22 protein-coding genes are annotated in these 23,684 nt (G+C 38.9%); 12 read left to right on the top strand and 10 right to left on the bottom strand.

The window, feature by feature from the left end; genetic code table 11:
• Positions 1-6: 6 nt before the first annotated feature.
• Complete coding sequence (locus LVD16_RS11290) at positions 7-933, top strand: NAD-dependent epimerase/dehydratase family protein (protein ID WP_233774048.1); 927 nt, start codon at positions 7-9, stop codon at positions 931-933.
• A 53-nt stretch (positions 934-986) separates the two neighbouring features.
• A complete protein-coding gene (locus LVD16_RS11295) occupies positions 987-1,979 on the top strand; it encodes a 2-hydroxyacid dehydrogenase (RefSeq protein ID WP_233774049.1) in 993 nt (330 codons plus the stop codon).
• On the opposite strand, the gene LVD16_RS11300 is transcribed toward LVD16_RS11295, so the two are convergent.
• From LVD16_RS11300 to LVD16_RS11315, 4 genes are read right to left on the bottom strand one after another with little or no spacing between them, the layout of a single operon-like run.
• The gene (locus LVD16_RS11300) at positions 1,976-4,426 is read right to left on the bottom strand and encodes a YfhO family protein (protein WP_233774050.1); all 2,451 of its coding nucleotides are present in this window, start codon (positions 4,424-4,426) and stop codon (positions 1,976-1,978) included. The two genes, LVD16_RS11295 and LVD16_RS11300, sit on opposite strands and share 4 nt — an antisense overlap.
• Before the next feature lie 59 nt (positions 4,427-4,485).
• Positions 4,486-5,265: a sulfite exporter TauE/SafE family protein gene (locus tag LVD16_RS11305; RefSeq protein ID WP_233774051.1), complete on the bottom strand. Its 780-nt coding sequence runs from the start codon at positions 5,263-5,265 to the stop codon at positions 4,486-4,488.
• Positions 5,265-6,251 carry a GTP 3',8-cyclase MoaA gene (gene moaA, locus LVD16_RS11310; RefSeq protein ID WP_233774052.1) on the bottom strand — a complete coding sequence of 329 codons (987 nt, stop codon included), beginning with the start codon at positions 6,249-6,251 and terminating at the stop codon, positions 5,265-5,267. Before moaA ends, LVD16_RS11305 begins: the two co-directional genes overlap by 1 nt.
• A 16-nt stretch (positions 6,252-6,267) precedes the next feature.
• A complete protein-coding gene (locus tag LVD16_RS11315; RefSeq protein ID WP_233774053.1) occupies positions 6,268-7,185 on the bottom strand; it encodes a sterol desaturase family protein in 918 nt (305 codons plus the stop codon).
• A gap of 62 nt (positions 7,186-7,247) precedes the next feature.
• On the opposite strand from LVD16_RS11315, the gene moaD reads away from it, so the two are divergent.
• The 6 genes from moaD (at position 7,248) to LVD16_RS11345 (ending at position 13,256) form a co-directional block, all read left to right on the top strand.
• Entirely contained in the window at positions 7,248-7,493 is a 246-nt protein-coding gene (moaD, locus tag LVD16_RS11320; protein ID WP_233774054.1) for a molybdopterin converting factor subunit 1, read from the top strand.
• 3 nt (positions 7,494-7,496) lie between these two features.
• Positions 7,497-7,907 carry a molybdenum cofactor biosynthesis protein MoaE gene (locus LVD16_RS11325; protein WP_233774055.1) on the top strand — a complete coding sequence of 137 codons (411 nt, stop codon included), beginning with the start codon at positions 7,497-7,499 and terminating at the stop codon, positions 7,905-7,907.
• A gap of 67 nt (positions 7,908-7,974) precedes the next feature.
• Positions 7,975-8,556, top strand: a complete 582-nt coding sequence (locus tag LVD16_RS11330) for an RNA polymerase sigma factor (RefSeq protein WP_233774056.1) — start codon at positions 7,975-7,977, stop codon at positions 8,554-8,556.
• The gene (locus LVD16_RS11335; RefSeq protein WP_233774057.1) at positions 8,553-9,320 is read left to right on the top strand and encodes an energy transducer TonB; all 768 of its coding nucleotides are present in this window, start codon (positions 8,553-8,555) and stop codon (positions 9,318-9,320) included. Before LVD16_RS11330 ends, LVD16_RS11335 begins: the two co-directional genes overlap by 4 nt.
• Before the next feature lies 1 nt (position 9,321).
• Positions 9,322-11,703, top strand: a complete 2,382-nt coding sequence (locus tag LVD16_RS11340) for an FG-GAP-like repeat-containing protein (protein WP_233774058.1) — start codon at positions 9,322-9,324, stop codon at positions 11,701-11,703.
• Entirely contained in the window at positions 11,700-13,256 is a 1,557-nt protein-coding gene (locus tag LVD16_RS11345; RefSeq protein WP_233774059.1) for a PorP/SprF family type IX secretion system membrane protein, read from the top strand. Before LVD16_RS11340 ends, LVD16_RS11345 begins: the two co-directional genes overlap by 4 nt.
• Here the strand turns inward: LVD16_RS11345 and mobA are convergent.
• Together mobA and moaC are read right to left on the bottom strand one after the other, a co-directional pair.
• Positions 13,240-13,782: a molybdenum cofactor guanylyltransferase gene (mobA, locus tag LVD16_RS11350; RefSeq protein WP_233774060.1), complete on the bottom strand. Its 543-nt coding sequence runs from the start codon at positions 13,780-13,782 to the stop codon at positions 13,240-13,242. The genes LVD16_RS11345 and mobA overlap by 17 nt on opposite strands.
• Positions 13,779-14,258, bottom strand: a complete 480-nt coding sequence (gene moaC / locus LVD16_RS11355) for a cyclic pyranopterin monophosphate synthase MoaC (protein WP_233774061.1) — start codon at positions 14,256-14,258, stop codon at positions 13,779-13,781. Before moaC ends, mobA begins: the two co-directional genes overlap by 4 nt.
• 20 nt (positions 14,259-14,278) lie before the next feature.
• On the opposite strand from moaC, the gene LVD16_RS11360 reads away from it, so the two are divergent.
• From LVD16_RS11360 to LVD16_RS11370, 3 genes are all read left to right on the top strand, one after another.
• Entirely contained in the window at positions 14,279-15,469 is a 1,191-nt protein-coding gene (locus LVD16_RS11360; protein WP_233774062.1) for a molybdopterin molybdotransferase MoeA, read from the top strand.
• Positions 15,470-15,546: 77 nt separating this feature from the next.
• Entirely contained in the window at positions 15,547-16,875 is a 1,329-nt protein-coding gene (gene ffh, locus LVD16_RS11365) for a signal recognition particle protein (protein ID WP_233774063.1), read from the top strand.
• A 132-nt stretch (positions 16,876-17,007) separates the two neighbouring features.
• The gene (locus LVD16_RS11370) at positions 17,008-18,828 is read left to right on the top strand and encodes a M61 family metallopeptidase (protein ID WP_233774064.1); all 1,821 of its coding nucleotides are present in this window, start codon (positions 17,008-17,010) and stop codon (positions 18,826-18,828) included.
• Positions 18,829-18,903: 75 nt separating this feature from the next.
• Here LVD16_RS11370 and LVD16_RS11375 read toward each other — a convergent pair whose 3' ends face one another.
• Both LVD16_RS11375 and LVD16_RS11380 read right to left on the bottom strand, forming a co-directional pair.
• Positions 18,904-19,881: a pyruvate dehydrogenase complex E1 component subunit beta gene (locus tag LVD16_RS11375; protein WP_233774065.1), complete on the bottom strand. Its 978-nt coding sequence runs from the start codon at positions 19,879-19,881 to the stop codon at positions 18,904-18,906.
• A 125-nt stretch (positions 19,882-20,006) separates the two neighbouring features.
• On the bottom strand, positions 20,007-21,779 hold the full coding sequence (locus LVD16_RS11380; protein ID WP_233774066.1) for a tetratricopeptide repeat protein: 1,773 nt from the start codon (positions 21,777-21,779) through the stop codon (positions 20,007-20,009).
• A gap of 226 nt (positions 21,780-22,005) precedes the next feature.
• Here LVD16_RS11380 and LVD16_RS11385 point away from each other — a divergent pair, with 226 nt between their 5' ends.
• A complete protein-coding gene (locus LVD16_RS11385) occupies positions 22,006-22,224 on the top strand; it encodes a PspC domain-containing protein (RefSeq protein WP_233774067.1) in 219 nt (72 codons plus the stop codon).
• Positions 22,225-22,235: 11 nt separating this feature from the next.
• Here the strand turns inward: LVD16_RS11385 and LVD16_RS11390 are convergent, their stop codons facing one another.
• Together LVD16_RS11390 and LVD16_RS11395 are read right to left on the bottom strand one after the other, a co-directional pair.
• On the bottom strand, positions 22,236-23,252 hold the full coding sequence (locus LVD16_RS11390) for a glycosyltransferase family 2 protein (protein ID WP_233774068.1): 1,017 nt from the start codon (positions 23,250-23,252) through the stop codon (positions 22,236-22,238).
• Positions 23,253-23,585 carry a YbaB/EbfC family nucleoid-associated protein gene (locus LVD16_RS11395; protein ID WP_233774069.1) on the bottom strand — a complete coding sequence of 111 codons (333 nt, stop codon included), beginning with the start codon at positions 23,583-23,585 and terminating at the stop codon, positions 23,253-23,255.
• Positions 23,586-23,684: the final 99 nt, after the last annotated feature.

Here is a 23,684-nt window from a genome sequence, read left to right on the forward strand (position 1 = left end):
ATATAAATGAAAGTTTTAGTAACGGGTGGTGCTGGTTATATAGGCACTGAATTAGTAAGTCTGCTCCTGGAAAGAGATGATGTAGAAGAAATAGTGGTGTATGATAATTTGAGTAAGAATAACGTTAATTTTTTCTTAGGTCATTCTTTGCCTAATAACTCTAAACTTAAGTTTGTAAAGGGTGAGCTTTTAGACTCACGGTTCTTGAATAAAGCATTGAAGGGTATTGATGTGGTTTATCACCTGGCGGCTAAGGTTACTACACCATTTGATAATACTGATCCTCATTTTTATGAGCAGGTAAACCACTGGGGTACGGCTGAGCTTATTTATGCTATTGAAGAAAGCGACGTGAAGAAATTTATCTTCGCTAGCAGTACTGGTGTTTATGGTTCTGCTAAAGAGGCTGTGGATGAGAGTATTACGCCTAATCCTAGAACCTTCTATGGCATCTCTAAAATGAGAGGCGAAGAGCACGCCAGCCGCTTGAAGGATAAAATGGATACTTACATTTTTAGATGCGGAAACGTATACGGCTATAATAGAAGCATGCGTTTTGATGCTGTTATCAATAAATTCGTTTTTGAAGCCCATTTCTACAAGCGCATTTCCATTCATGGAGATGGTAGACAGCAAAGGGCTTTTATCCATATAAAAAGGGTAGCTAAAGCTCTATGCGGTGTTGTAGATGGTGGACTAGATTCTGGTATATATAACCTGGTAGACAGAGATATGCAGGTGTTGGATGTGGTGGATACCCTAAAGGAACTGATACCGGAGTTGGAATTCATTTTTGTAAATCAGCATCTTAAGCTAAGACAGCTAAAGGTACAGCCTAATGAAGAGCTCAATAAAAAGCTCGGATTACAAAGCGAAAAGTCTTTCAAAGAAGAGATAGAGGAGTTTAGAGAGCGATTTAGCTTTTCGTTATAATCAGTTCTGAGGTGAGAAGGTGAAGTTGGTTAACATTATCAATTACCTAATCCATGAAAATAGCAGTTTTTAGCAGCAAATCTTACGATAAAGAGTCTCTAGAGAGTCATAACAACGGCATTGAATTTAAATATTTCGATGCCACATTAAATAAAGATACCGTTCAGTTAGCAAAGGGTTTTGATGGCATTTGCGCTTTTGTAAATGATCACCTTGATGCTGATGTTTTGCATGTGCTGGCCGCCAATAATATTAAAATAGTGGCCTTAAGGTGTGCAGGATCCAATAATGTGGACCTGGCTGTGGCCGATCAGTTGGGCATTAAAGTATATAGGGTGCCAGCTTATTCACCGCAAGCTGTGGCTGAACATGCTTTGGCCTTGATTCTTACTCTCAATAGAAAAACTCATAAAGCTTATAATCGGGTAAGGGAAGGTAACTTTTCTTTAGAGCGCCTTTCAGGCTTTGATATCTATAACAAAACAGTAGGTGTGGTAGGCACGGGAAAGATAGGGAGCATCTTTGCCAAAATGATGAACGGAATTGGCTGTAAGGTGATTGCTTATGATGCTTACGAAAATGATGAGATGAAGAAGTTGGGTATCGAATACTTACCCTTTGAGGAGCTCTTAAAACAGTCGGACATCATTTCCCTTCACTGCCCATTAACTCCTGAAACACATCACCTGATCAATAAAGATAGTTTTGCTCATATGAAAGATGGTGTAATGCTTATAAACACCAGTAGAGGAGCTTTAATAGATACTAAAGATGCCATTGAAGCCTTGAAAACCAGGCGCTTAGGTTATCTGGGTATTGATGTTTACGAACAAGAGGAGCATCTCTTTTTCAGAGATCTATCAGAAAGTGTAATAGCGGATGATATGATCACCCGCCTTATTTCATTTTCTAACGTGCTGATCACAGCTCATCAGGGATTCTTTACCTCAGAAGCTTTAAGCCAGATAGCCATTACTACCATTAAGAATATTAATGACTTTGCTGCTGGCGTTGAAAATGCTAATGAAGTAGCTGTGGAAGCTTAGGCTTCTGAAGCTTTTTGTTTAAAGCTCCAGGCTATGCTTCCCAGGAATATTACTAGCATCAAGATGCAGGCAATCAGAGCAATACTATCTCCCACCGTGTAGGCGGCAGGAGCAAATGTAAAGGTGATTGTATGTTTCCCTGCAGGTACATTGAGAGCTCTTAAAACGAAATTGGCTCTTATAATCTCAGACTCATTGCCATCTATGGTGGCGGTCCATCCTTTCGGGTAATAGATCTCTGAGAATACTGCAATACCATCTTTAGAGCTGTTAGACTCATAAACGAGCTCATTAGGCTTGTGCTTAAGCAGTTTAATACTGGCTGATGCATCATAGCTATTTTCGGCAACGGAGAATTTAGATACATCAATAACAGCCTCTTTAGAAGGATCTATTTCACAGGTGGCTGCAAATTCTTCGTCGGCAGAATTAACTTTCTTTATTGATGGCGCAAACCATGCATTTCCTAAAGCCTCGTCGTTTTTCAATATCGCATTCTTTGTTGCTCCAAACACGATATATTTGGTGTTCAGCATGTTAAGCACACCATAACCGCTCACTGAACGACCACCATTTTGAATACTGGAGATCAATTCATTAGTTTCTTTTTGAATACATCCATTAAAGAGCTCTTCATACCTTCTTAACCTGGCACCGTTGTATCCGCCTAATGATTGGTGATAATAACTTGTACGGGCATCCATGAAAGTTCCTTGAGGGTTATAAACTCTATAACTCAGGTCTTTATCTTTCTTAATTTCCTTATCGGCCTCTGTTAAGTTAAAAAATGAGTTATCTCTAGATCGTTTGTAGTTGTCTTTGCCAAAATAGCGACTGTCTACATTCCAAAGATCAATCAGAACGATCAGAGCTAGTGCCGCTGCCATAATTCCGAATGAAAGCTTTTTCTTAAGGTGAAAGAAAATGAGTGCAAAGCCAATAAGTATGAATATCAATGATCTGAAAGCATCTCCTCTCAATAAGCTTTTTCTGTCATCTTGAAGTGCTTTAAGGAACCATAATGGCAATTGACCTTCTCCTTCTCTGGTAAATGAAGCCATGCCTGCAAAAACTATTACGAGTAGGCAAAAACCACCTGTAGCGCCAAGAGCTATGAAAAACTTCTTTTGGGTTTCTTTATTTAATCCTTTGCTTAGTAAATTCTCTAGACCAATAAGTCCTAATAAAGGCATGGCCAGCATAGGCATGATCATGGTGAAAGTAACTGATCTGAATTTGTTGTAACCTGGTAAGTAGTTGAATAAGAAATAGTTAAATGAATCAAAATTACTACCCCAGCTAAGCATAATTCCTAAAACGGATACTACGGCTAGCCATATGATGTATTTTTTTTCAGCGAAAGCGCAACCAATAGCAAACAACAGACATATAACAGCACCTGCATAGTATGGAGCTGTGTAGGGCTGACTACCCCAATATGAGGAGGTATATCTAGCTAATTGATTAGCTGTTTGAGGGTCATTGATACGTTGAAGCGCTTTTAATACTTCACTATCCTTATCCTGAACTAATAAATGGCCGCTACTGCCACCATAATAGTCAGGGATCATCATTACGAATGGTTCTAAAATGCCATTACTGTATTTGAAAGCATAGCTCTTTGAAAGTCCTTCAGTGTTTTCATTTTCTGAAAGCGAAGTAGATAATTCTGATTTACCTCGCTGTGAATATTTACTGAACTCGTAAGTAGACCACATACGACCCAGAGACGTTCCTAGCGCTATAACGCCAGCTACTAATAATAAAGCGATGGTGATTGCAAAATCCTTGGTTCTATTCGTCTTTACAAATGAAACTAGCTGAACTATGCCATAAACCACTAAAATCATAAATAGATAATAGGTGATTTGAGGGTGGCCTTCTCTTAATTCTAGCGCTGTAGCTACAGTGGTGAGACCAAAACCCAATATTTTATTTTTAGTAAAGGTAAGGTGAATACCCGCTATCACCAGTGGCATAAAAGCTATTGCTCCAATTCTTGCATTATGACCTGCCCCTAGGCCGATGATCATATAAGAAGATAGACCAAAAGCCAATGCTCCGGCTATAGCTAGATAGGGCCGTACTTTAAAGGCCAGCAGCATGATGTAAAAGCAAAGGAAAGCTAAAAAGATATTACATACTGGGTGAGGAAGCCATAGAGAGGCCACTCTTTTAATACCTGATATTATACCATCACTCCACTGAATATTTACGAGATAGGCCGGCATGCCCGCAAATTGGGAATTATTCCAAAGCCCTTCTTCACCAGTTTCATTTCTATAATCTATGAGTTCCTGAGCGCCACCTTTCCATTGGTTAATGTCTTCCTGAGATATACTCTTGCTGTCAAAAAAAACGGGGCTGAAGAAAATTATTGTTACAATTAAGAATGCCAGAACGGCAATAACATGAGGTAAAACCTGTCTCTTAAAATTGATTTTCATTTGTGTTGTTTTGGTTTTAGATCACCCTTAGGTTAGTCAAGTGCTGCAAAATAGCCGTTTTATAAATCATTAAAAAAATTATCGAGATGAAACAGATGATCATTTAATATTTTCATGCTCGCAATAAATATCAGAATGGCAGTGGTGCGCTGTATGGTTCTGTTGTTAAACTTCATCACCGAAAGCCTAGAGCCAATTTGTCCTCCCAGGAAAACGGCTAAAAGCAGCGGCCAGGCCCACTCAAGGTCAATTTCTAAGGGATGTTGAAACCACTGTCCTACCAGGCCGGCTATTGAATTTACCAGGATGAAGAGACTGGAAATTGCGGCTATTCTCTTGGCTTTGTTCCAGTTGATGAAATTGAGAACTGGTGACAGGAAAATGCCACCACCTATGCCTACCATCCCAGATATAAATCCAATAGCTCCACCTATTCCGGAAGCGATGTAAGCATTTCTATTTTCTAATCTGCTCTCGGATAAGGTTTTAGTGTTTTTAAACCATAACAATATGGCTGCTAATAGCAGTGCGAAGCCGAGAATGATGAATATGAGTTTGGCTCTCAAAGGCAGATAGCCGCCAATAAAGGCTAAAGGCACACTGGCTAATACCAAAGGTAAGGAGCGTCTTAAGTTTAAATATCCTTGTTGGTAGAAGATAATAGTGCCACTTGTGACTACAATTATATTGCACATCAGGGAAGTAGATCGGAGTGTGAAGAGGTCAACACCAGCCAGAACAAGAATGGCCAAATAGCTTGATCCACCTCCAAATCCTACTGATGAATAGAATATGGCTACCAGAAAAAAGAATATGGCCAGGTAAAACGGATCTTCCATTATCCTCCTATGGTTGACATTGATTCTTCAACATTGGTGCTGCGTGCTGCTTCGGCAGCATGGCCATCTTTGTGCCTGTGTGTAAGAGCATGTGTAATAGCCTGTTTTAACTCTAAATCGCTACCGCCCGATCTTAATATAGCTTTCAGGTCTAGCTGTGTCTGATCGTAAAGACAGGTTTTAATATTACCCTCAGAGGTAAGACGTATTCTGTTGCAGCTGCCGCAGAACGTTCTCGTGTAAGCAGCAATAATGCCTATATTCCCCTGATATCCAGGTATTTGATAATTGGAGGAGGTGCTAAATTGAGGGTCTTGAAGCTTGGTAAGTGAGCCATAGTGAGTATTAAGAGTATTTAAAATTTCACGATGATTCCACTTTATAGAATTATGACCATTTCCATTAAATGGCATTTCTTCAATATATCGAATAGATAGCGGTTTGTCCTTTGTAAGGTCGGCCATCGGGATGATGTCATCTTCATTCTGCCCGTCCATCACCACCATATTTATTTTGGTGTCAATGCCTGAATCCAACAGTTTATTCAGAGTTTCTTCCACCTGAGTGAATACGTCTCTTCGTGTTATTTTAAAGAATCGCTCAGGATTTAAAGAGTCAAGACTTAAATTGATGGAGGCTATACCTAATGCTTTTAGCTCATCTATATATTGGGCAGTGAGAACGCCGTTGGTTGTGATGTGAAGTTCATTTAGACCAGCAGTTTCGCTGAGCTGCCTTAAAAAACTCATCAGATCTCTTCTTACAAAAGGTTCACCTCCCGTAATCCGAATCTTGTTAACGCCCATTTCACAGAATACCTGCGCGAGTTTGAGCATTTCTTCGTAGGTGAGTAGTTCTTTTTTAGGTAGGTAATTGATTCCCTCAGCAGGCATACAGTAGTAACACCTTAGGTTGCAACGGTCCGTTACAGCCATCCTTAAGTAGGTGATAGGTCTGCCAAAATTATCAATTATACCTTGAGACATAATTCAAATGTAAGCGTTAGTGATCAGATTGTCCATCAGATTCACTTGTTTTCCCGAAGCCATATGTAACCTGCCCTTTAAAATCATGTGGAAAGTGCTGATCTTCATCAATTCCAATCTCTATATCTCTGCCATTATATGGAATATAGGCCGTTCCAAAAAGATAGTCCCAAATGCTCAGCGACAGGCCGAAATTGACACCATATCTTCTTTCTGCAGGCAATGTCTTGGCATGATGCCATATATGCATGGACGGGTTGTTGAATATATATTTTAAAGGGCCAATGTTTAAATTAAAGTTAGCGTGATTCCAATGGCCTATAAATAGCGCGAAAATGTGCACTAAAAAGAAATCATCTATACCGAAGCCTATCATGGCCAGTGGTATGTATTCTATGGTTCTATAGGTAACAGTTTCCATCCAGTGAAAACGTAAATGGGCGGCAAAACCCATCTGCTCCACAGAGTGATGAATTTTATGAAATTGCCATAGCCTGGGGCTGTAGTGAAGTAGTCGGTGCACCCACCAGTGAATAAAATCCCTAAGTATAAAGAGTATCAAAAGTTGAAGTCCTCTAGACCAGCTGCCTATTTCAATGGCCACTAGATTCTTTAAGCCAAAAAGAGCTAAAAAATCATTGAAGAGATTTACAAATACATCTGAAACAGCATTGTAAACTACAAGAGAGAAAAGGAAGAAGTTAAAGAACATGTAGAATAGATCTAGCCAAAAATCTTTACGAAATTTAGGTTGATCTTTTCTCCATGGTTGCACCCATTCTAATAAAAAAAATATAAGACTTATTATAATGAGTCCCCAAAAGTAATTAGCGTACCAGGGTTTGTAAGAATAATTAAAAATCATCTCGTTTTTCAGGTATTCAAAGTAGCCTATATAGGCATTTTTTGCTATTTCGAGGTATTTGCTAACCATCCTGTAAATTTGGATAATATTTCTATGAACTGATTATTTTAAATAATAGTTTAGTTCTCAATATGAAATTGAAGATATTATTATTTGGTATTACAAAAGACATTATTGGCTCTGAAAGTCATGAACTTACAGTAGATAAAAAGTCTGCTAAAGTGAAAGATTTGCGAGCTGTTTTGGTAGCTGATTATCCTGATTTGGAGAAGTTAAATTCTTTGATGATTGCGGTAAATAACGAGTATGCCGAAGATAACCAAGCTATAGAAGAAACTGACGAAATAGCCTTAATTCCTCCTGTTAGTGGAGGTTGATATATGATTAAAATAACCGAGCACCCATTAAACCCAGATGACGTAGTAGGTACAGTTTATGATGACGAAGCTGGCGCTACTAACGTGTTTATTGGTACAGTAAGAGCCCACACCAAAGATAAGAAGGTAAGGAAACTTGAATTCGAGACTTACCTGAACATGGCTATTAAGGAAATTGAGAAAATCATAGAAGATGTTAAGGCTAAATGGCCGATCCATCATATCACCATTCATCATAGAGTAGGGGTGTTGACTATTGGAGAGGTAGCCGTGGTAATAGCCGTAAGTTCACCCCACAGAAGAGAGAGCTTTGCAGCCTGTGAGTATGCCATTGACACCCTAAAGAAAACTGTACCTATCTGGAAAAAGGAAGTTTTTGAAGATGGTGAGCAGTGGGTGAGTGCTCATCCTTAATTTTTTATAAAAAAAACTGTATCTTTTTTTAATTCTTGCATTAATAGGGTTGTAAATTAAAACAACCTTGGGAAATTCATTACGATTAACTTATTCGAAAAACCTGGAGATGGAGCGCTCTGAGTTGGATCTCATAAATGAGTCCAAGCAGAATCCGCGAGCGTTTGAACCACTATATAAGAAGTATTTTGATCAACTATACTCCTTTATTTTCTATCGCGTAAATGACGCCGATACCGCTAAAGAAATTACTTCTCAGGTTTTCCTCAAAGCCTTATCGAAAATTCATCAATTTCAGTACAAGGGTCTGCCTTTTTCTTCGTGGCTATATAGAATAGCTATTAATGAATGTAATATTCATTACAGAAGTTCTAAACATTCTCGCATTGTCGTCCTAGATGAGAAAACCATTGACTACTTAACTAGTGAAATGGGAACCAGCACCATATTCGATGAAGATCTCTTTCAGCAACTAGAGCTTGTCATTCAAAAGCTTAAGCCTGAGCAGGTTCAACTTGTTCAACTGAGGTTCTTTGACGAGTTGTCATTCAAAGAGATAGGGCAAATCTTAGATGTAACTGAAAATAATGCCAAGGTGAAATTGTATCGGGTTTTAGATAAAATCCGCTCTAAAATGAATGTCCAATGAAAAAGTATAGAGTTTTAAAAAATCGGAAGCCGTTAACCAACTCTGTTTTATCTGAGGCGAAGGACTTTGATGGGCTGATGGATCAGTTTGAGAGTAGAAAACAGCTTAAAATAGATCGTAAGTTCTATATAAGCACGGGCATAACCATAATAGTGGTAATAATTTTTATGGCATTTCTTAATGAAGTCTTTGTGGTAAAGCCAGCCAATGATGAGGATGCTTTTGAACAAAATAAATTACCTGAAAAGTCTATGCCGCTGGAGGCAAAGAAGCCGCAACTGGAAGTTGAAGTGCTTGATAGTGGTAAGGGTCGAGACTTGCATCAACCTTCAAAGTTACCCCAACCGGAAGTCGTAAAACCAGCGCTAAAAGAAACCCGGAAAAATGAGAGTGTGGCAGTAAAGGATTTACCAAAGTCACAAGTTGATGATACTTCAAATCCGGAAGTTACTAAAGAGGAATATGAGTATGTTGAGGCCAGGCCAATAGACGGTATGGAGGAGTTTTATTCCTATTTTGATCATAACCTGAAATATCCCCGATCAAGTGTCAAAGATTCGATCAGTGGCGTCACGCTTGTGTCCTTTTTTATAGATGTTTCTGGCCGACCTGTTGATATTTCAATTGATAAGTCTCTTGGGGCTGCATTTGATGAAGCGGCCATTGATGTGATTAAAAATATGCCTGATTGGCACCCGGCCACTATTAATGGAAAAGCCGTGAAAACTAAATTGAGTGTTCCTTTAACTTTTAATCTGAAATAATATGAGATACTGTATTTTTATTGTCTTCAGCTTAATAACCATCGGCCTGAGGGCGCAAAATTTCATCCCTAAAGATTCCGTTGAGATAGGACTCACACAAGTAGTACACTCTGAATGGAATGATCTGAATAATGACGGATTATTAGATTTCATTTTCATTTCCCATGATGGCAAGTTCATGAAGGTCCTAAACTCAGATTCCTTGTATCTGGATACATTATTTTCTTCTTACCAATTCACTGATATTTTTAAGGTGGATGATATGAATAATGATAATCTTCTGGATGTGATTATGCCTATTCACCATTTAGGAGAAAGTAAGTTGGCCATTTTCTATCAAAAGCAAGATAGCACATTTGATTTACCATATTTCCCCGGTGGGGCCAAGATTAAAGATTATGCTATTGCTGATTTTAATAATGATGGAAGAAAAGATATCGTTTTTACAGATTCACTCAGTAATTCTGACCTTAATTTTCTGTATCAGTCATCATCTAATTTTGAATTAATATCAAGTTCAAGTGAAACGGTTAACATATCCTCAATACAAATACTTGACTATGATAATAACGGCTATAAGGATTTACTTTATTCTGATGCTTCAGCAGATGAAACTCATGTTTTTTTAAATGAGTGTGAAGAATGGAGGGACTCACTACTATTTTCTCTGAGCTATCTTGAAATGGATTACACCGATTTTAATGCAGATGGTAAACCTGATCTCCTTCTTGGTGGTACCTCAAGCAGTAAGTCGTTTTTCAGTATATTATATGGAGAGTCGCCTGAAGAAATAGATTCACTTTCAGGTAAAAGCTATGATCAGATTTTTATAGCAGATATGAATAGTGATGGTATTGTAGACGTCTCTCTGTATTCTTCAAGCGGCTCACAAACGGTACTAAGTGATAGTATAAACCAAAGTTATTTTTGGGATAATACTGACAATGGAAATGTACTTTCATACGGAGATATTGACTGGGATGGGGATTTAGATAGGGCAATTTTAAGAAATGGATACTTGGTATGGATGGAGAATCTCACTGTACAAAATTTAGCACCGTTGATACCATATAATAGTTTCGTTTTTCAGAAAGGCGATGGAGATGTTATAATCTCTTGGGAATCAGGTGGTGATGACCATACTCCGAATGCCAGCTTGACCTTTGATGTTTTTGTTGGAAGTGATTTAAGTTCTAATGAGTTTTTATCATCTAATCTTGATTTAAAATCAGCAGAACGGCTTAAAGTGGCGCATGGAAACTCTGGTTATCAAAGGCAAATTTTCGTCAATAGTTTAAGCCCAGGAGAATATTTTTATGGTATTCAATCGGTAGATAATTCTTTTTACTCTGGCTTTAGACCAGGTCCGGGAAATGGTAATAGTTGTAATCAATTACCCATAGAATGTGGCTCATTCATAATTTGCGAACAAATTAGTTATCACACATACCCCACTTGTGATGGAGATGTAGATATTCAAGTGGCAGAAAATGTGGGCTGGTATTCAGAGACCTATGGTTATTTGGGGTTTACGAATCATATTGAGTACACTGTAACAGCATCGGATGTATTATACACTTCTAAGCCTGACCCTTCAAGTTGTGATGATATGCAGGTTTATATAATCACCTTTAATGAGCCATATTTATTAAATGACACCACTATTTGTGTAGACCAAACCTTAAATCTCCAGTTTCCTTTTGACCCTGAGAGTGTTGTGTGGTCATCAGAGTCGGCTGGTGTTATTTCGAATTCAAACTTCTTTAGTTATCAATTTAGTGAAGCGGAAACCATATATTATACATATACCTTTCAAGGGTGCACTGTTAGCGACTCTATTTTAGTTGATGTTAGTGAACCCGTTTTAAACCTGGTAGGTAATAGTTTTCAGACTTTAAGAGGGGATGGGGTGCAGCTCAGTGCTTCGGGTGCTGAAAGTTATCAATGGACACCTTCATCAGGGCTTAATAACCCTAATATCCCAAACCCATTCGCTACACCAAATGAGAGCACCACATATATGGTTATAGGTGTAGATTCTATCGGATGCTCTGCTGAGGGTGAAGTACTTGTTATTGTTGTAAAACAGGCATTCTTACCCAATCTGTTTAGTCCTAATGGAGACGGGAACAATGATGTGTTCTTAGCATATGGATTGCAAAATGTTGAAGATTTTTATTTTAAAATTTATGATCGTTCTGGAGTAACGGTATATGAAACTAGTAGCTATCAAGAGTTGACTGGAAAGGGCTGGGCTGGAGACTATCAGGGTAAGATGTTGGCTACGGGGGTGTATTATTGGAAGGTCACTGGTAGCTATAATGATGGACAACCAGTGTTATTTAATGAAAAACGAGAGGGAGCCATTCATTTAATGCGATGAGACTACTTTTAATCATTTTATTTACCATTTTTTATACCAGTAGCACTGCTCAGTATTTTCAATTTTCTCAGTATGACTTCACTCCTGAGAGGGTTAATCCGGCATTTATATCTGCTTCTAATCATCTCTCTGGCAGTATTATATATCGAAGACAAAGTGTATCAGAAACATTAAATATTAATACTGCAGATGTTTTTGTAAGTTATCCGCTTTTGACTAGAAGAAACAAGAGATGGTCAGCGATAGGCCTTTCATTTCTGGATGATAGATCTGGATTAACCAATATCTACAAGGTAAACGAAATGGCTCTTACGTATGCATTATATGTTCCTGTAACAAGGAATGATGAGGTGAGTCTTGGGGCAAAAGCATTATACCAAAATAGACGCTTTTCTTTAGATGGGCTTTATACCGGGAGTCAATATGTGCCAGATCGAGGGTTTCTACCTAGTGTTGATAATGGGGAGGAGGTTGAGAGCTTTCGGAGACGATTATATACGCTTAGCTTTGGTTTGGGGTGGAGGCATGTTGATCGCTATGGTCATCAGCAAAGCTATGTTGGGATATCGTTTTTTGATTTTAATAAACCACAAGAGTCCTTCTATGGAGAAGATGCTCAGCTACCCTCTACGGTGGTGTTAAGTGGTAGCTTTCTTGCGTATGAGCAGGGACCATTAAAGGTGTTTCCTGAAGCTATCGTAACGAAAAGTTCCTCTAAGGCGGTACTGAACCTCGGCGCTATCACCAGGTATGATCTCATGAGTGGTAGGACGTGGAACGGATCCGTAAATATAATTACTAAATATAATACAGGCGGTTATGTAATTGGAGGCCTTCAACTTGAAAAAACTGATTTTAAAATAGGATTTAGTTATGACCTTTCTGTTAGTTCCAAGCCTCTAAATAATGCATTTGAAGTGGGGCTGGCCTATAAAACAGAGAGAACTGCAAAAAGAAGAAATAGGGTGGGCAAACGACGAATATCTAAAAATAAAAGAAGGAAAGGAAAACGATATAGAAGGAAGGAGCCAGACACAAAGAGCAAAGTGACAAAGACTACTGAGGACGTTAGAAATAAGAGTCAAGAAAAGGATTCTGTGTTTACAGAAACAGAAGTAACAGAGGCTCAGGAGGATAAAGTTATTGTTGTTGAAGATGCTGATTCAGTTATTACAAGTTCCAGAGTAGGCGACTTTAAACATCATTCATTGAAATTAGATGAAACCAACGTATTGTTCCATTTCGATTTTAATAGTGTGGATATTGATCAGGAATCTCTAGATTACATTCGTGAATTATCCGAGGTATTAAAGAGTGATCCTAATCTTAAGGTGAAAATTGTCGGACATACTGATAGTCGGGGTAGTGCTGAGTATAATAAAAATCTATCTCTGACCAGATGTAATTCTGTTAAGAACTTATTACTACAATATGGTGTCAATGAAGATCGAGTAGAGGTGGTAGGTATGGGTGAAGAAGAGCCTTCAGAAGATAATAATACGGCCGCAGGCAGGGCGAAAAACAGAAGGGTTGAATTTATTTTGCACTATTAATATTCCTCAACTTCTCACTATCATCCTCAGAAAGCTCTATCACCTTGACATCACGTGTGTCGAGAAAGGTTTTAGGGCTTTTTTGTCCTGATTTGTAGTAAGCCGTTAGATCAGAGAAACAGGAATTCTCCCAAATCGCACAGAGGGGTTCTATGAAGCCTTTTTTGAAGCAGGTGGCGGCTTTGTGAGTATCCCTCATGGAAATCAGCTGGTTTAGTAGCTGATCATCCAAATAGGGCATATCACAAGCTATCACAAGCCAGCTGACATCGGGAAAAGCCTCATGAGCAGCTATTATTCCGGTGAGCGGTCCTTCGCAAAGCTGGTCTTCAATATAGGGGAGATTGACATCAGCTTTTTGAGCAGGGTTACAGCTAAGAAATACTTTTTCGCAGTATTTTTCCAGTAAATTGAATGCATGATCTCGCTGCGGTACATCATGATAACTGATCAGACTTTTATCAGCACCCATTCTTGAGCTTTTACCTCCTATGAGCACCAGGCCATACAAATCATGCTTGCTCATTCCCTTTTAAAGTCTTTCTTGCCTCCGGTTTTACTCATCAGTTGGGTTTGCACAATCTTAATGTCATGAGATAACGCCTTGCACATATCGTACACGGTGAGTGCGGCTACGCTGGCGCCGGTAAGCGCTTCCATCTCTACACCTGTTTTAGAGGTTGTGATGCACTGGCAGTTGATAATGATTTCATCGTTAACAACCTTTATATCTATTTTGCAATCATCAAGAGGGATAGGATGACAGAAAGGAATAAGTTCTGATGTTTTTTTAGAAGCCATTACTCCCGCTATAATGCTGGTGTGAAAAACGGGGCCTTTCTTGGTTTGAATGTCATTATCTTTGAGCTGGCTTAATATTTCTCGGCTGACTATTAACTTACTCTGGGCTTGTGCTGTTCTACGAGTGATAGATTTCAGGGAGACATCCACCATCTGAGGGTTGCCTTCATTAGAGATATGTGTAAATTTAGACTCTTCCATATTTAACAAAACTACAAAAAATGATTCATGTTGATGAAGCCAGCCGCATAGTGCTGTCTAATACATTTAAACCCGGTACAGAAAAAGTGAAAATCGATGATGCTCTTAACCGTATTCTTAAAGAAGAAGTGGTGGCAGATAGAGATTTTCCACCTTTCAATAGGGTGATGATGGATGGGATAGCCATTAAATCTGATGAGTGGGAGAGTGGTAGAAGAGAATTTTACATTGAAGGGGTGCAGACAGCAGGGGCTCCGCAAATGGCGCTTAGTGAATCAGTTAATTGCCTGGAAGTAATGACAGGAGCTATGCTGCCACAATATACAGATGTAGTAATCCGCTATGAGGACGTGGAAATTCATGATAGCATAGCAAAAGTTCTAATTGATGAAATCACTCCATTACAGAATATCCATTTAAAAGGTACTGATAGGCTTGAAGGGGAATCGCTCATTTCAAATCATAAAGTATTATCTCCAGCGGAAATAGCAGTGTTGGCCACGGTAGGAAAAGCTGAAGTAGAAGTACAGCAGTTAATAAAAGTAGCCATTGTAAGTACAGGAGATGAATTGGTGAGCGTTGACCAGACACCCAACCCTTATCAGATAAGAAGGTCTAATAGCCACGCACTATTAGCTGCATTGAAGCAGCATGGATTTACAGCCACTATCTTTCATATTAATGACGATGAAATTACATTAAAGAAAAAACTTCAGGAGATATTGAATGATTATGATGCTATTTTATTGAGTGGAGGAGTATCTAAGGGAAAAAAGGATTATGTTCCTGCGGCTCTCGAAAGCTTAAAAGTGGAAAAGCTCTTTCATAAAGTAGCCCAAAGACCAGGTAAGCCCTTTTGGTTTGGTAAGAATGATAATACTACCGTTTTCGCCTTGCCAGGCAATCCTGTGTCTACGTTCATGTGCTTTTATCGCTATGTTCTGCCATGGCTTTATGCATCTTATGAAATTGATGTACAGCCACGCACAGCTCAGCTGGCAGAAGATTTTAAGGTGGTGCCAGATCTAACCTATTTTCTGCAAGTGAAAATTAAAAGGTCTGAGTCAGGAGAGGTGATTGCTGTGCCAGTTTCGGGGCGTGGTTCTGGTGATTTGGCTAACCTTTTAGAGGCTGATGCCTTCTTGGAATTACCTCAAGGCAAAACAGAATTTAAGGCCGGAGAGGTGTATCATAGAATTGACTACAGGTAAACTATTAAAAGATGTGCTCAGTCTTCAATTTAAGTATTGAAATGCTTAGTTTTGCATCCCTATAATCCGATTTGAATATGTTCGATAATTTAAGTTATAAGTTAGATAAGGCATTACAGAACCTAAAAGGTCAGGGTAGTATCACTGAAGTAAACGTGGCTACTACTGTAAAAGAGATTCGTAGAGCTCTTATAGATGCCGATGTTAACTATAAAGTAGCAAAGGAAGTAACTGATGATATCAAGGTAAAAGCGCTCGGTAAAGATGTACTTACATCAGTTTCTCCAGGTCAGTTACTTACTAAAGTTACCAATGATGAGCTTACTGAGCTCATGGGTGGAACTAATGAAGATATTAATATAGCAGGTGATCCTGCCATTATACTTATCGCTGGTTTGCAAGGTTCTGGTAAAACTACTTTCTCAGGAAAGTTAGCCAGCTACCTAAAAGCTCAAGGCAGACAAGTGCAACTTACAGCTTGTGATATTTACCGTCCTGCGGCGATTGATCAGTTGAAAGTGTTAGGTGAGCAAATAGGTGTAGACGTATATGCTGAGCCTGAAAATAAAGATGCCGTTGAAATAGCAAGTAACGCTATTAAGCATGCCAAGCAAAACGGTAAAAAGATAGTCATTGTCGATACTGCTGGTCGTTTAGCAGTAGACGAAGAGATGATGGATGAGATCTCTAAATTGAAGGAGGCTCTGAACCCATCAGAAACGCTTTTCGTGGTTGACTCTATGACAGGTCAGGATGCTGTAAATACAGCTAAGGCCTTCAATGACAGACTAAACTTCGATGGTGTAGTTCTTACCAAGTTAGATGGTGATACCCGTGGTGGAGCAGCTATTTCTATTCGTAGAGTAGTAGAGAAGCCTATCAAATTCATCTCTACAGGTGAGAAAATGGATGCCATTGATAAGTTCCACCCAGACAGGATGGCCAACAGGATCCTGGGTATGGGTGACGTGGTGTCATTAGTAGAAAGAGCTCAGCAGACTTTTGATGAAGAAGAAGCACGAAGATTAAATAAGAAAATCAGAAAAAATCAATTTGATTTTAATGACTTCTTAACTCAGCTGGAGCAAATCAAGAAAATGGGTAACATTAAAGACCTATTGGGAATGATTCCAGGTATGGGTAAAGCTCTCAAAAATATTGATGTAGATGATGATTCATTCAAACCTATTGAAGCAATTATTAGATCTATGACAAATCAGGAAAGAGAAAATCCTGAAATACTTGACGGAAGTAGAAGAAAGCGTATTGCAAAGGGTAGTGGTACATCTGTACAAGAGGTGAACAACCTAATGAAGCAATTTGCAGACATGAAGAAACTGATGAAGACTATGAACAAAATGGGTGGAGGCAAGAGAGGTCTTGCAGCCTTAAATCCATTTGGTTAAAACATACATTCTCAATAGCAACAAAGCGGCCCTGGAATCTAATTCAGGGCCGCTTTTCTTTTTTACCCACCACTCAAGTAAAATATCCTACAGCTTTTTTGACTTCCATTCAATGGAGGTTATCTTCAAAGCATGAAAAAAATAATCTACTCCCTGGCATTTGTGCTCTTCTCAGTAATGAGCAGTACGGCACAAAATGCAGATACTATCAGATATGATGTAAGCTTTCCTAATATAGCCCATCATGAAGCAGAGATATCAGTTACATACGATCACCTAAAGGCTGGAGAGCCTCTGGAGGTACGTATGAGCATTTCTTCACCAGGAAGGTATGCCTACCATCAATTCGGTAAAAATGTATGCCGTGTAAGCGCTAAAAATGCTAAGGGCAAGTCACTAGAAGTTACTCGCATAGCTCCTGAGACATGGCAGGTGAAAGGTCATGATGGAAGTTTTACTCTGACTTATACACTTTTTGCTAATCATGCTGATGGTACCTATGCTGGTATTGACCCATTATATGCTCATCTCAATATGCCAGCCACGTTTATGTGGGCTAAAGGCCTGGAAAAGAACCCGATAAGTGTACAATATCATTTGCCTGATAATAACTGGAAAATAGCTACTCAAATGAAGCCAACAGGCTCAAATACATTCGTAGCCTCAGACCTTCAATATTTTATGGATAGCCCTACCATTATTGGTGATTTGACTATAAAGGAGTTCACTATTAAAGAAGCAGACGGTAGAAGTAAATTGATCAAGGTGGCGCTCAACAGAGGCGTGAAGGACTACGTTGCTGAGAACTTTATCACTATGGTAGAGAAGGTGGTAAAAGCTGAGCAAAAGGTTTACAAGGAGCTGCCGGACTATGACTATGGAGTATATACCTTCTTGTGTGGTTATGGACCTGAGTTCGACGGTGACGGAATGGAACACAGAAATTCAACGATGATCACTAAAAGTGGCATATTAACTACTGATAACGCTAAGGATTTTATCGGAACAGTTACTCATGAGTTTTTCCATTGCTGGAATGTAGAAAGAATACGCCCGGCAGCACTAGAGCCGTTTGATTTTGAAACCGCCAATATGAGCGGAGAGTTATGGTTCGCCGAAGGGTTTACTTCATATTACACTGAGCTCTCAATAGCCAGAGCTAATATCTGTGATGACAAGGAGTTTGGAGAGCGCTTGGCAAGAGCCTTAAACTATGTATTAAACTCCGGAGGAACGGAAATATCCAGCCCTGTGGAAATGAGCAAGCAGGCACCTTTCGTAGATGCAGCTACTTCTGTAGATCCAACTAGCTTTTATAATACCTTTACCTCATATTATCCGTATGGAGAGGTTATTGGTCTGGCGCTGGATCTAGAGTTAAGAAACAGATACAAAGACATCACGCTTGATGATCTTATGCATGCCATGTGGGTGAAGTTTGGTAAGCCATTCAAACCATACCACAATGATGATATTATGAATACCTTAGCTGAACTAACTAAGGATAAGGCTTTCGCCGAAGAGTTCTTTAATAAGTACGTGTATGGCACTGAAGTGCCTGATTATAAAACACTATTGAAAACAATGGGATATGACCTGGTTCAACCCGATTCAGCTAAAGCATCATTAGGTACTGTTAGATTCAGCTTTTCAGATGGTATGCAGGTGAGTAGCCAGCCTTCTAGAAGGACAGCGCTATATAAGGCAGGTTTAGATGTGCAGGATGTTGTTATTGCCTTAGATGGCAAGGCTTTAGCTTCTAAGGCAGAATTAGAAGGTTGGTTAGCCCAGCATAAGCCCGGTGACATAGTGAAGGTAAAGTACAGTCATTTTGGTGAGGAGGCAGAAACACAACTGACTCTTCAGGGTGGGCCTGCTTATGATGTTGTACTTATAGATGATGCTAAAAAGAAGGTGGTAGCCAAGAGAGATGCATGGTTGTTTAACGAATAAACCATTCCCATTATAACAACAAAAGGCTGATAGAAACTAATCTATCAGCCTTTTTTCTTCTAAAGGAAGAGTATCTTATTTATATGTTACTGACTTTACAGCTTCTACTGTTCTCTTCACGCTAGGTAAAATAGCATCGATAAGAGTAGGCGCATAAGGTAAAGGTACATCCATACTGTTAATTCTATGGATAGGAGCATCCAAATAATCAAAAGCATGTTTTTGAACATGGTAAGTAATCTCAGAGCTAATAGCCGCTAGAGGCCAAGCTTCTTCTACAATTACTAATCTATTAGTTTTCTTCACTGATTCTACAATAGCAGCATAATCGATAGGTCTTACTGATCTAAGGTCTATAACCTCAGCAGAGATACCATCTTTAGCTAGAGCTTCAGCAGCCTGGTCTATCACTTTCATGATTTTACCAAAACCAACTAAGGTTACATCAGAACCTTCTTTAGTTACTTTAGCAGACCCGATAGGAATAAGGTATTCTCCTTCAGGTACTTCACCCTTGTCACCATACATAAGCTCAGACTCCATGAAAATCACAGGGTCATTATCTCTTATTGAAGACTTTAATAAACCTTTAGCATCATATGGGTTAGAAGGTACTACTACCTTCAAACCTGGGCAGTTAGCAAACCAGTTTTCAAAGTTTTGAGAGTGCTGAGAGCTAAGCATTCCTGCGTTTCCTGTAGGGCCACGGAATACACAAGGAACATTAAACTGACCACCAGACATAGACATCATTTTAGCGGCACCGTTAATAACCTGATCTATAGCAACAAGAGAGAAATTAAACGTCATGAATTCAATGATAGGTCTTAGGCCGTTCATAGCAGCACCTACACCTATACCTGCGAATCCTAGCTCAGCAATAGGGGTGTCTATTACGCGCTCAGGACCGAACTCATCTAGCATGCCCTGGCTCACTTTGTAAGCACCGTTATATTCTGCAACTTCTTCGCCCATGAGGAAGACTTTTTCGTCCCTACGCATCTCTTCGCTCATAGCTTCGCCTAAGGCTTCCCTAAATTGTATTTCTCTCATTTTATCCGTTTTAAAATTGGTTTGTAAAAATAGCATTCAAGGCTTTAATCACAAAATCCATATAAACAAAAAAAGCCCCGAAGAGAATTTCTTCGGGGCTTTTTTTTAATTTATTTGCTAAGAGCTTATTTCAAGATATTTCTGAACTGCTCGTTAGATACATAAGTAGCGAACTCAAGGTCTTCTAGAGCTTTTCCTTTAAGGTCAGGATCAGCAGCTACAGCGTTTTGTAAGTTCTCATAGATAGCATCTTCATTTCCTAAGTGTGCGTTAGCGATAGCTGCACCATAGTAAGCGATACCCATCTCAGAATCTTTCTCAGTAGCTTCTTTGAAAGAAGTTAGAGCACTTTGGTAATCTTTGTTTAATACTTGAGCTAAACCTCTGTTGAATGAGTTTACAGCGTTATCTTCTGCATTAGCAGTAGACTTCACAGCATCAGGGTATTTAGCAAGCATAATTTCTACAGAACCTTTAACTCCGTTGAAACCAGGGGCCATTTCGCTGCTAGGGCTCATAGAGTCAGCTTTCTTGATGTACTCATAAGCTTTAGAAGCATTACCTTTCATCAATTCTACTGATGCCATGTTAGCATATACTTCAGCAGTTTCTTGCTTGTTTTTAGCAATCTCTAATTGAGTCATTGCCATATCACCATACTTATCAGCATCTCCTTCAATAGCCATAGCTACATATACAGCAGCAAGGTTGTTATGAGCTACCCAGCTGTCAGTTTTCTTAGTAGCAGCTTTATAGATAGCTTCTTTCTCTTGTAAAGAAGGAGTTAAAGTAGCTCCGTAAAGAAGTTCTTCTTCAGATAAAGTGTCAGCAGTAACTGAACCATCAGCTATACCTTTAGAAAGTACAGAGATTTCAGCATCTGTTTTCTTTTCTTTTACAGTAAGGATCTCAGTTTTAGCAACCCTTAATTTAGGATATAAGTCTCTGAAGATTTTCTTATAAGTAGGAAGAGCATGTAATTTATCTTCTTTGTCTTCGTAAGAACCAGGACCATTAACTACGTCTAAGATAGCTGATTTTTCTTCTGAAGTTACACCTTCATAAGTAGCTAAAGAATCTTTGAATATTGACCAGTCTTCAACAACATCTTTAGTAATGAAGTTGATAGAATCTGCCATTCCAGCATAATCATATTTCTTCATTTCTCTTTGGTAGAAGCTCTGGATAGACTCAGCTCTGTCTTTAGAAAGTCTGCTGTTGATTCTTTCAGCACCTTCAGGAGAGTGAGTACCAGTGATAGTAACAGTTCTTGTAACGTTCTTGTCAGCAATGAATGCATCTAATTTCTTACCTCTGTCACTTTGTCTCTCAGAGTATCTTAAAGCAGAGCTACCTTGTACGAAGTAGAAGTTAACTCTAGTTGGGATAAGCTCTTCTTGGTTGTTATAACCGTGATCAGCATAAGCAGGAGCGTAAACAGCTTCTACTAATTTAGATGTAGTGATAACACCAGGAGCAACTGGCATTCTATCAGTTTCTTTAGATTTTCCGTTTTTAGGGTCTAGAGCTACACCTTGTACTTCTAACATACCGGTTTTCATAGCTGGAGAATAAGCAAATGCAAATTCTTTAGACTGCTTAGGTTGCTGCTCATCAGCGTTTGGATAATCATCGGCCTTAAATTCGATAGGATCTAGCGCCACTTCATTCTCCCCGTATTTATAGAATGTATTTACAGAGTAAACCTTTCCTTTTTTCAGCATTTTAACAGGAAGATTAGCTGACATCTCAAAAGCAACTGTGTCTGCATGAACCTCCAACGGATTTGGAGTAACAGTTAAATTCTGGTCCTCCGCCATTTTTACCATTTTATTAAGGGTACAACCTGGAAGGTAGAGTACTCCAAATAAAGCTATAGCGTAGAATAATTTTCTCATTGGTTTTTGTTTTTAATGTCTGGTTGAATTGTATTCAAAATTATTGTATATAGTGAATTATGCAATAATAGTTAAAAAAAATAAGAAATAACTAAGTGACTTTTGATTATGTGCTTATTATATTTGTAAAGGCGCATATTTATCGACGAGCCACAAGATATAAAGGATTAACTGTTTAAATTGTTTATTAATAGTTAATTTTTTTTCCACTTAAAATGACTTGCACATGAAAAAAATGCAGCTTTTTTTTGAAAAATACGCTTTTGGTGTTTGCTCTAAGCTTGGAGAAAAGTTAGGTATTGCAAGTTCTAGTATCAGACTTTACTTTATCTATGCTTCCTTTCTTACCTTCGGTTCACCTCTTATTATTTACCTGGTGTTAGCCTTTGTTTTGAATATGAGAAAGCACCTGAGAAGGAAGAGAAATTCTATCTGGTATTACTAGACTAAGTCTTACTAAAACGAAATTTCGCTAAATTTTTTCAGCTTTTTGATATAGTAATCAAAGACTATAGACCCCTTATATATTGTCTCCAGTTTACGTACTTTAATCCTCTTCTGAACTGCTCTACGCTTTCTGAAATTACTACGATGATTGCTGAAAAAGTGCCAATGGGCTTTCATCACAGCAATTCCATCTTGAAGGGAATCAAAAAATATGAATTTGAAACAAGCTACCCAGTCTAGCGCTAGTCTTATAGGGAATTTGAAGAATAGGTCTTTCCTGCTGTAGTTCTTATATAATATAGAAAGGCCATTTCTAAAATTAAGATAGGTTTTCCTTGGGTTAGACTTATGTAAGGTGCCGCCACCAACATGATATACCGTGCTCTTGCCACTATAGGCTATGGAGTATCCTGCATTATTAATGCGCCAGCATAAATCTATTTCCTCCATATGAGCGAAGAAGTCAGGGTCGAAGCCTCCGAGCTCATGAAAGACATCCGCCCTAATGAAAAGGCAGGCTCCCGTAGCCCAGAATATTTGTACCTCATCATCATATTGATGATTGTCTTTTTCCAGGTCTAGAAATAGTCTGCCTCTGCAGAAAGGGTACCCGAGCTTATCGATAAAGCCACCGCCTGCGCCTGCATATTCGAAATACTCTTTATTGTCATAAGCGAGAATCTTTGGTTGGGCCGCTACTGTATTAGGATCTTTCTCCATCAAGGCGATAATAGGAGATATCCAGTTGGGTGTTACCTCTACGTCCGAGTTGAGTAGAACGTAGTATTTAGCTTTTACCTGTAATAAGGCCTCATTATAACCCGCGCTATAGCCATGGTTGCAAGTCAATTGCACCAAGGTAACTTCAGGATGATTCTCTTTGAGGTATTTCACAGAGCCGTCATTAGAGCAGTTATCTGCAACTACTATTTCGCAGCCAGGGCTATTTTTAATGACGGAAGGAAGAAAAGTACGGAGATAATGCTCTCCGTTGTAATTAAGAATGACTACAGCGGTTTCTTTCATTTAGATAATGCCGCTCAGGTCGAGGCCTGGTATGTTCGGAAGCATACCGTCTGTGCTCTTTTTAATTTCTTCTTTTGCTTTAACGTCCATTTCCTGAATGGCTTTATTTACAGCGGCCACGATAAGATCTTGCATTACCTCTTTGTCATCAGGCTTCAGTAGATCATTATCAATGTCCAGTCCGATAAGTTCTTTCTTTCCGTTAACAGTAGCTTTAACCATACCTGCGCCGGACTCACCCTCGGCTCTTAAGTGGACTAAATTTTCTTGGGCTTCTTTGATTTTGGCTTGCACTTCTTTCATTTTGCCCATCATCTTCATCATGTCAAACATAGCTTCTCTTTTTAAGGGTTTATGTTAAAACTGTTATTTGTAAAATCGTATTGTAAAAAATAAAGTTGCAAAAATGGGCTGGTTCATTAGAATAACCAA

It is taken from the genome of Fulvivirga ligni (assembly GCF_021389935.1).
Taxonomy (GTDB): domain Bacteria; phylum Bacteroidota; class Bacteroidia; order Cytophagales; family Cyclobacteriaceae; genus Fulvivirga; species Fulvivirga ligni.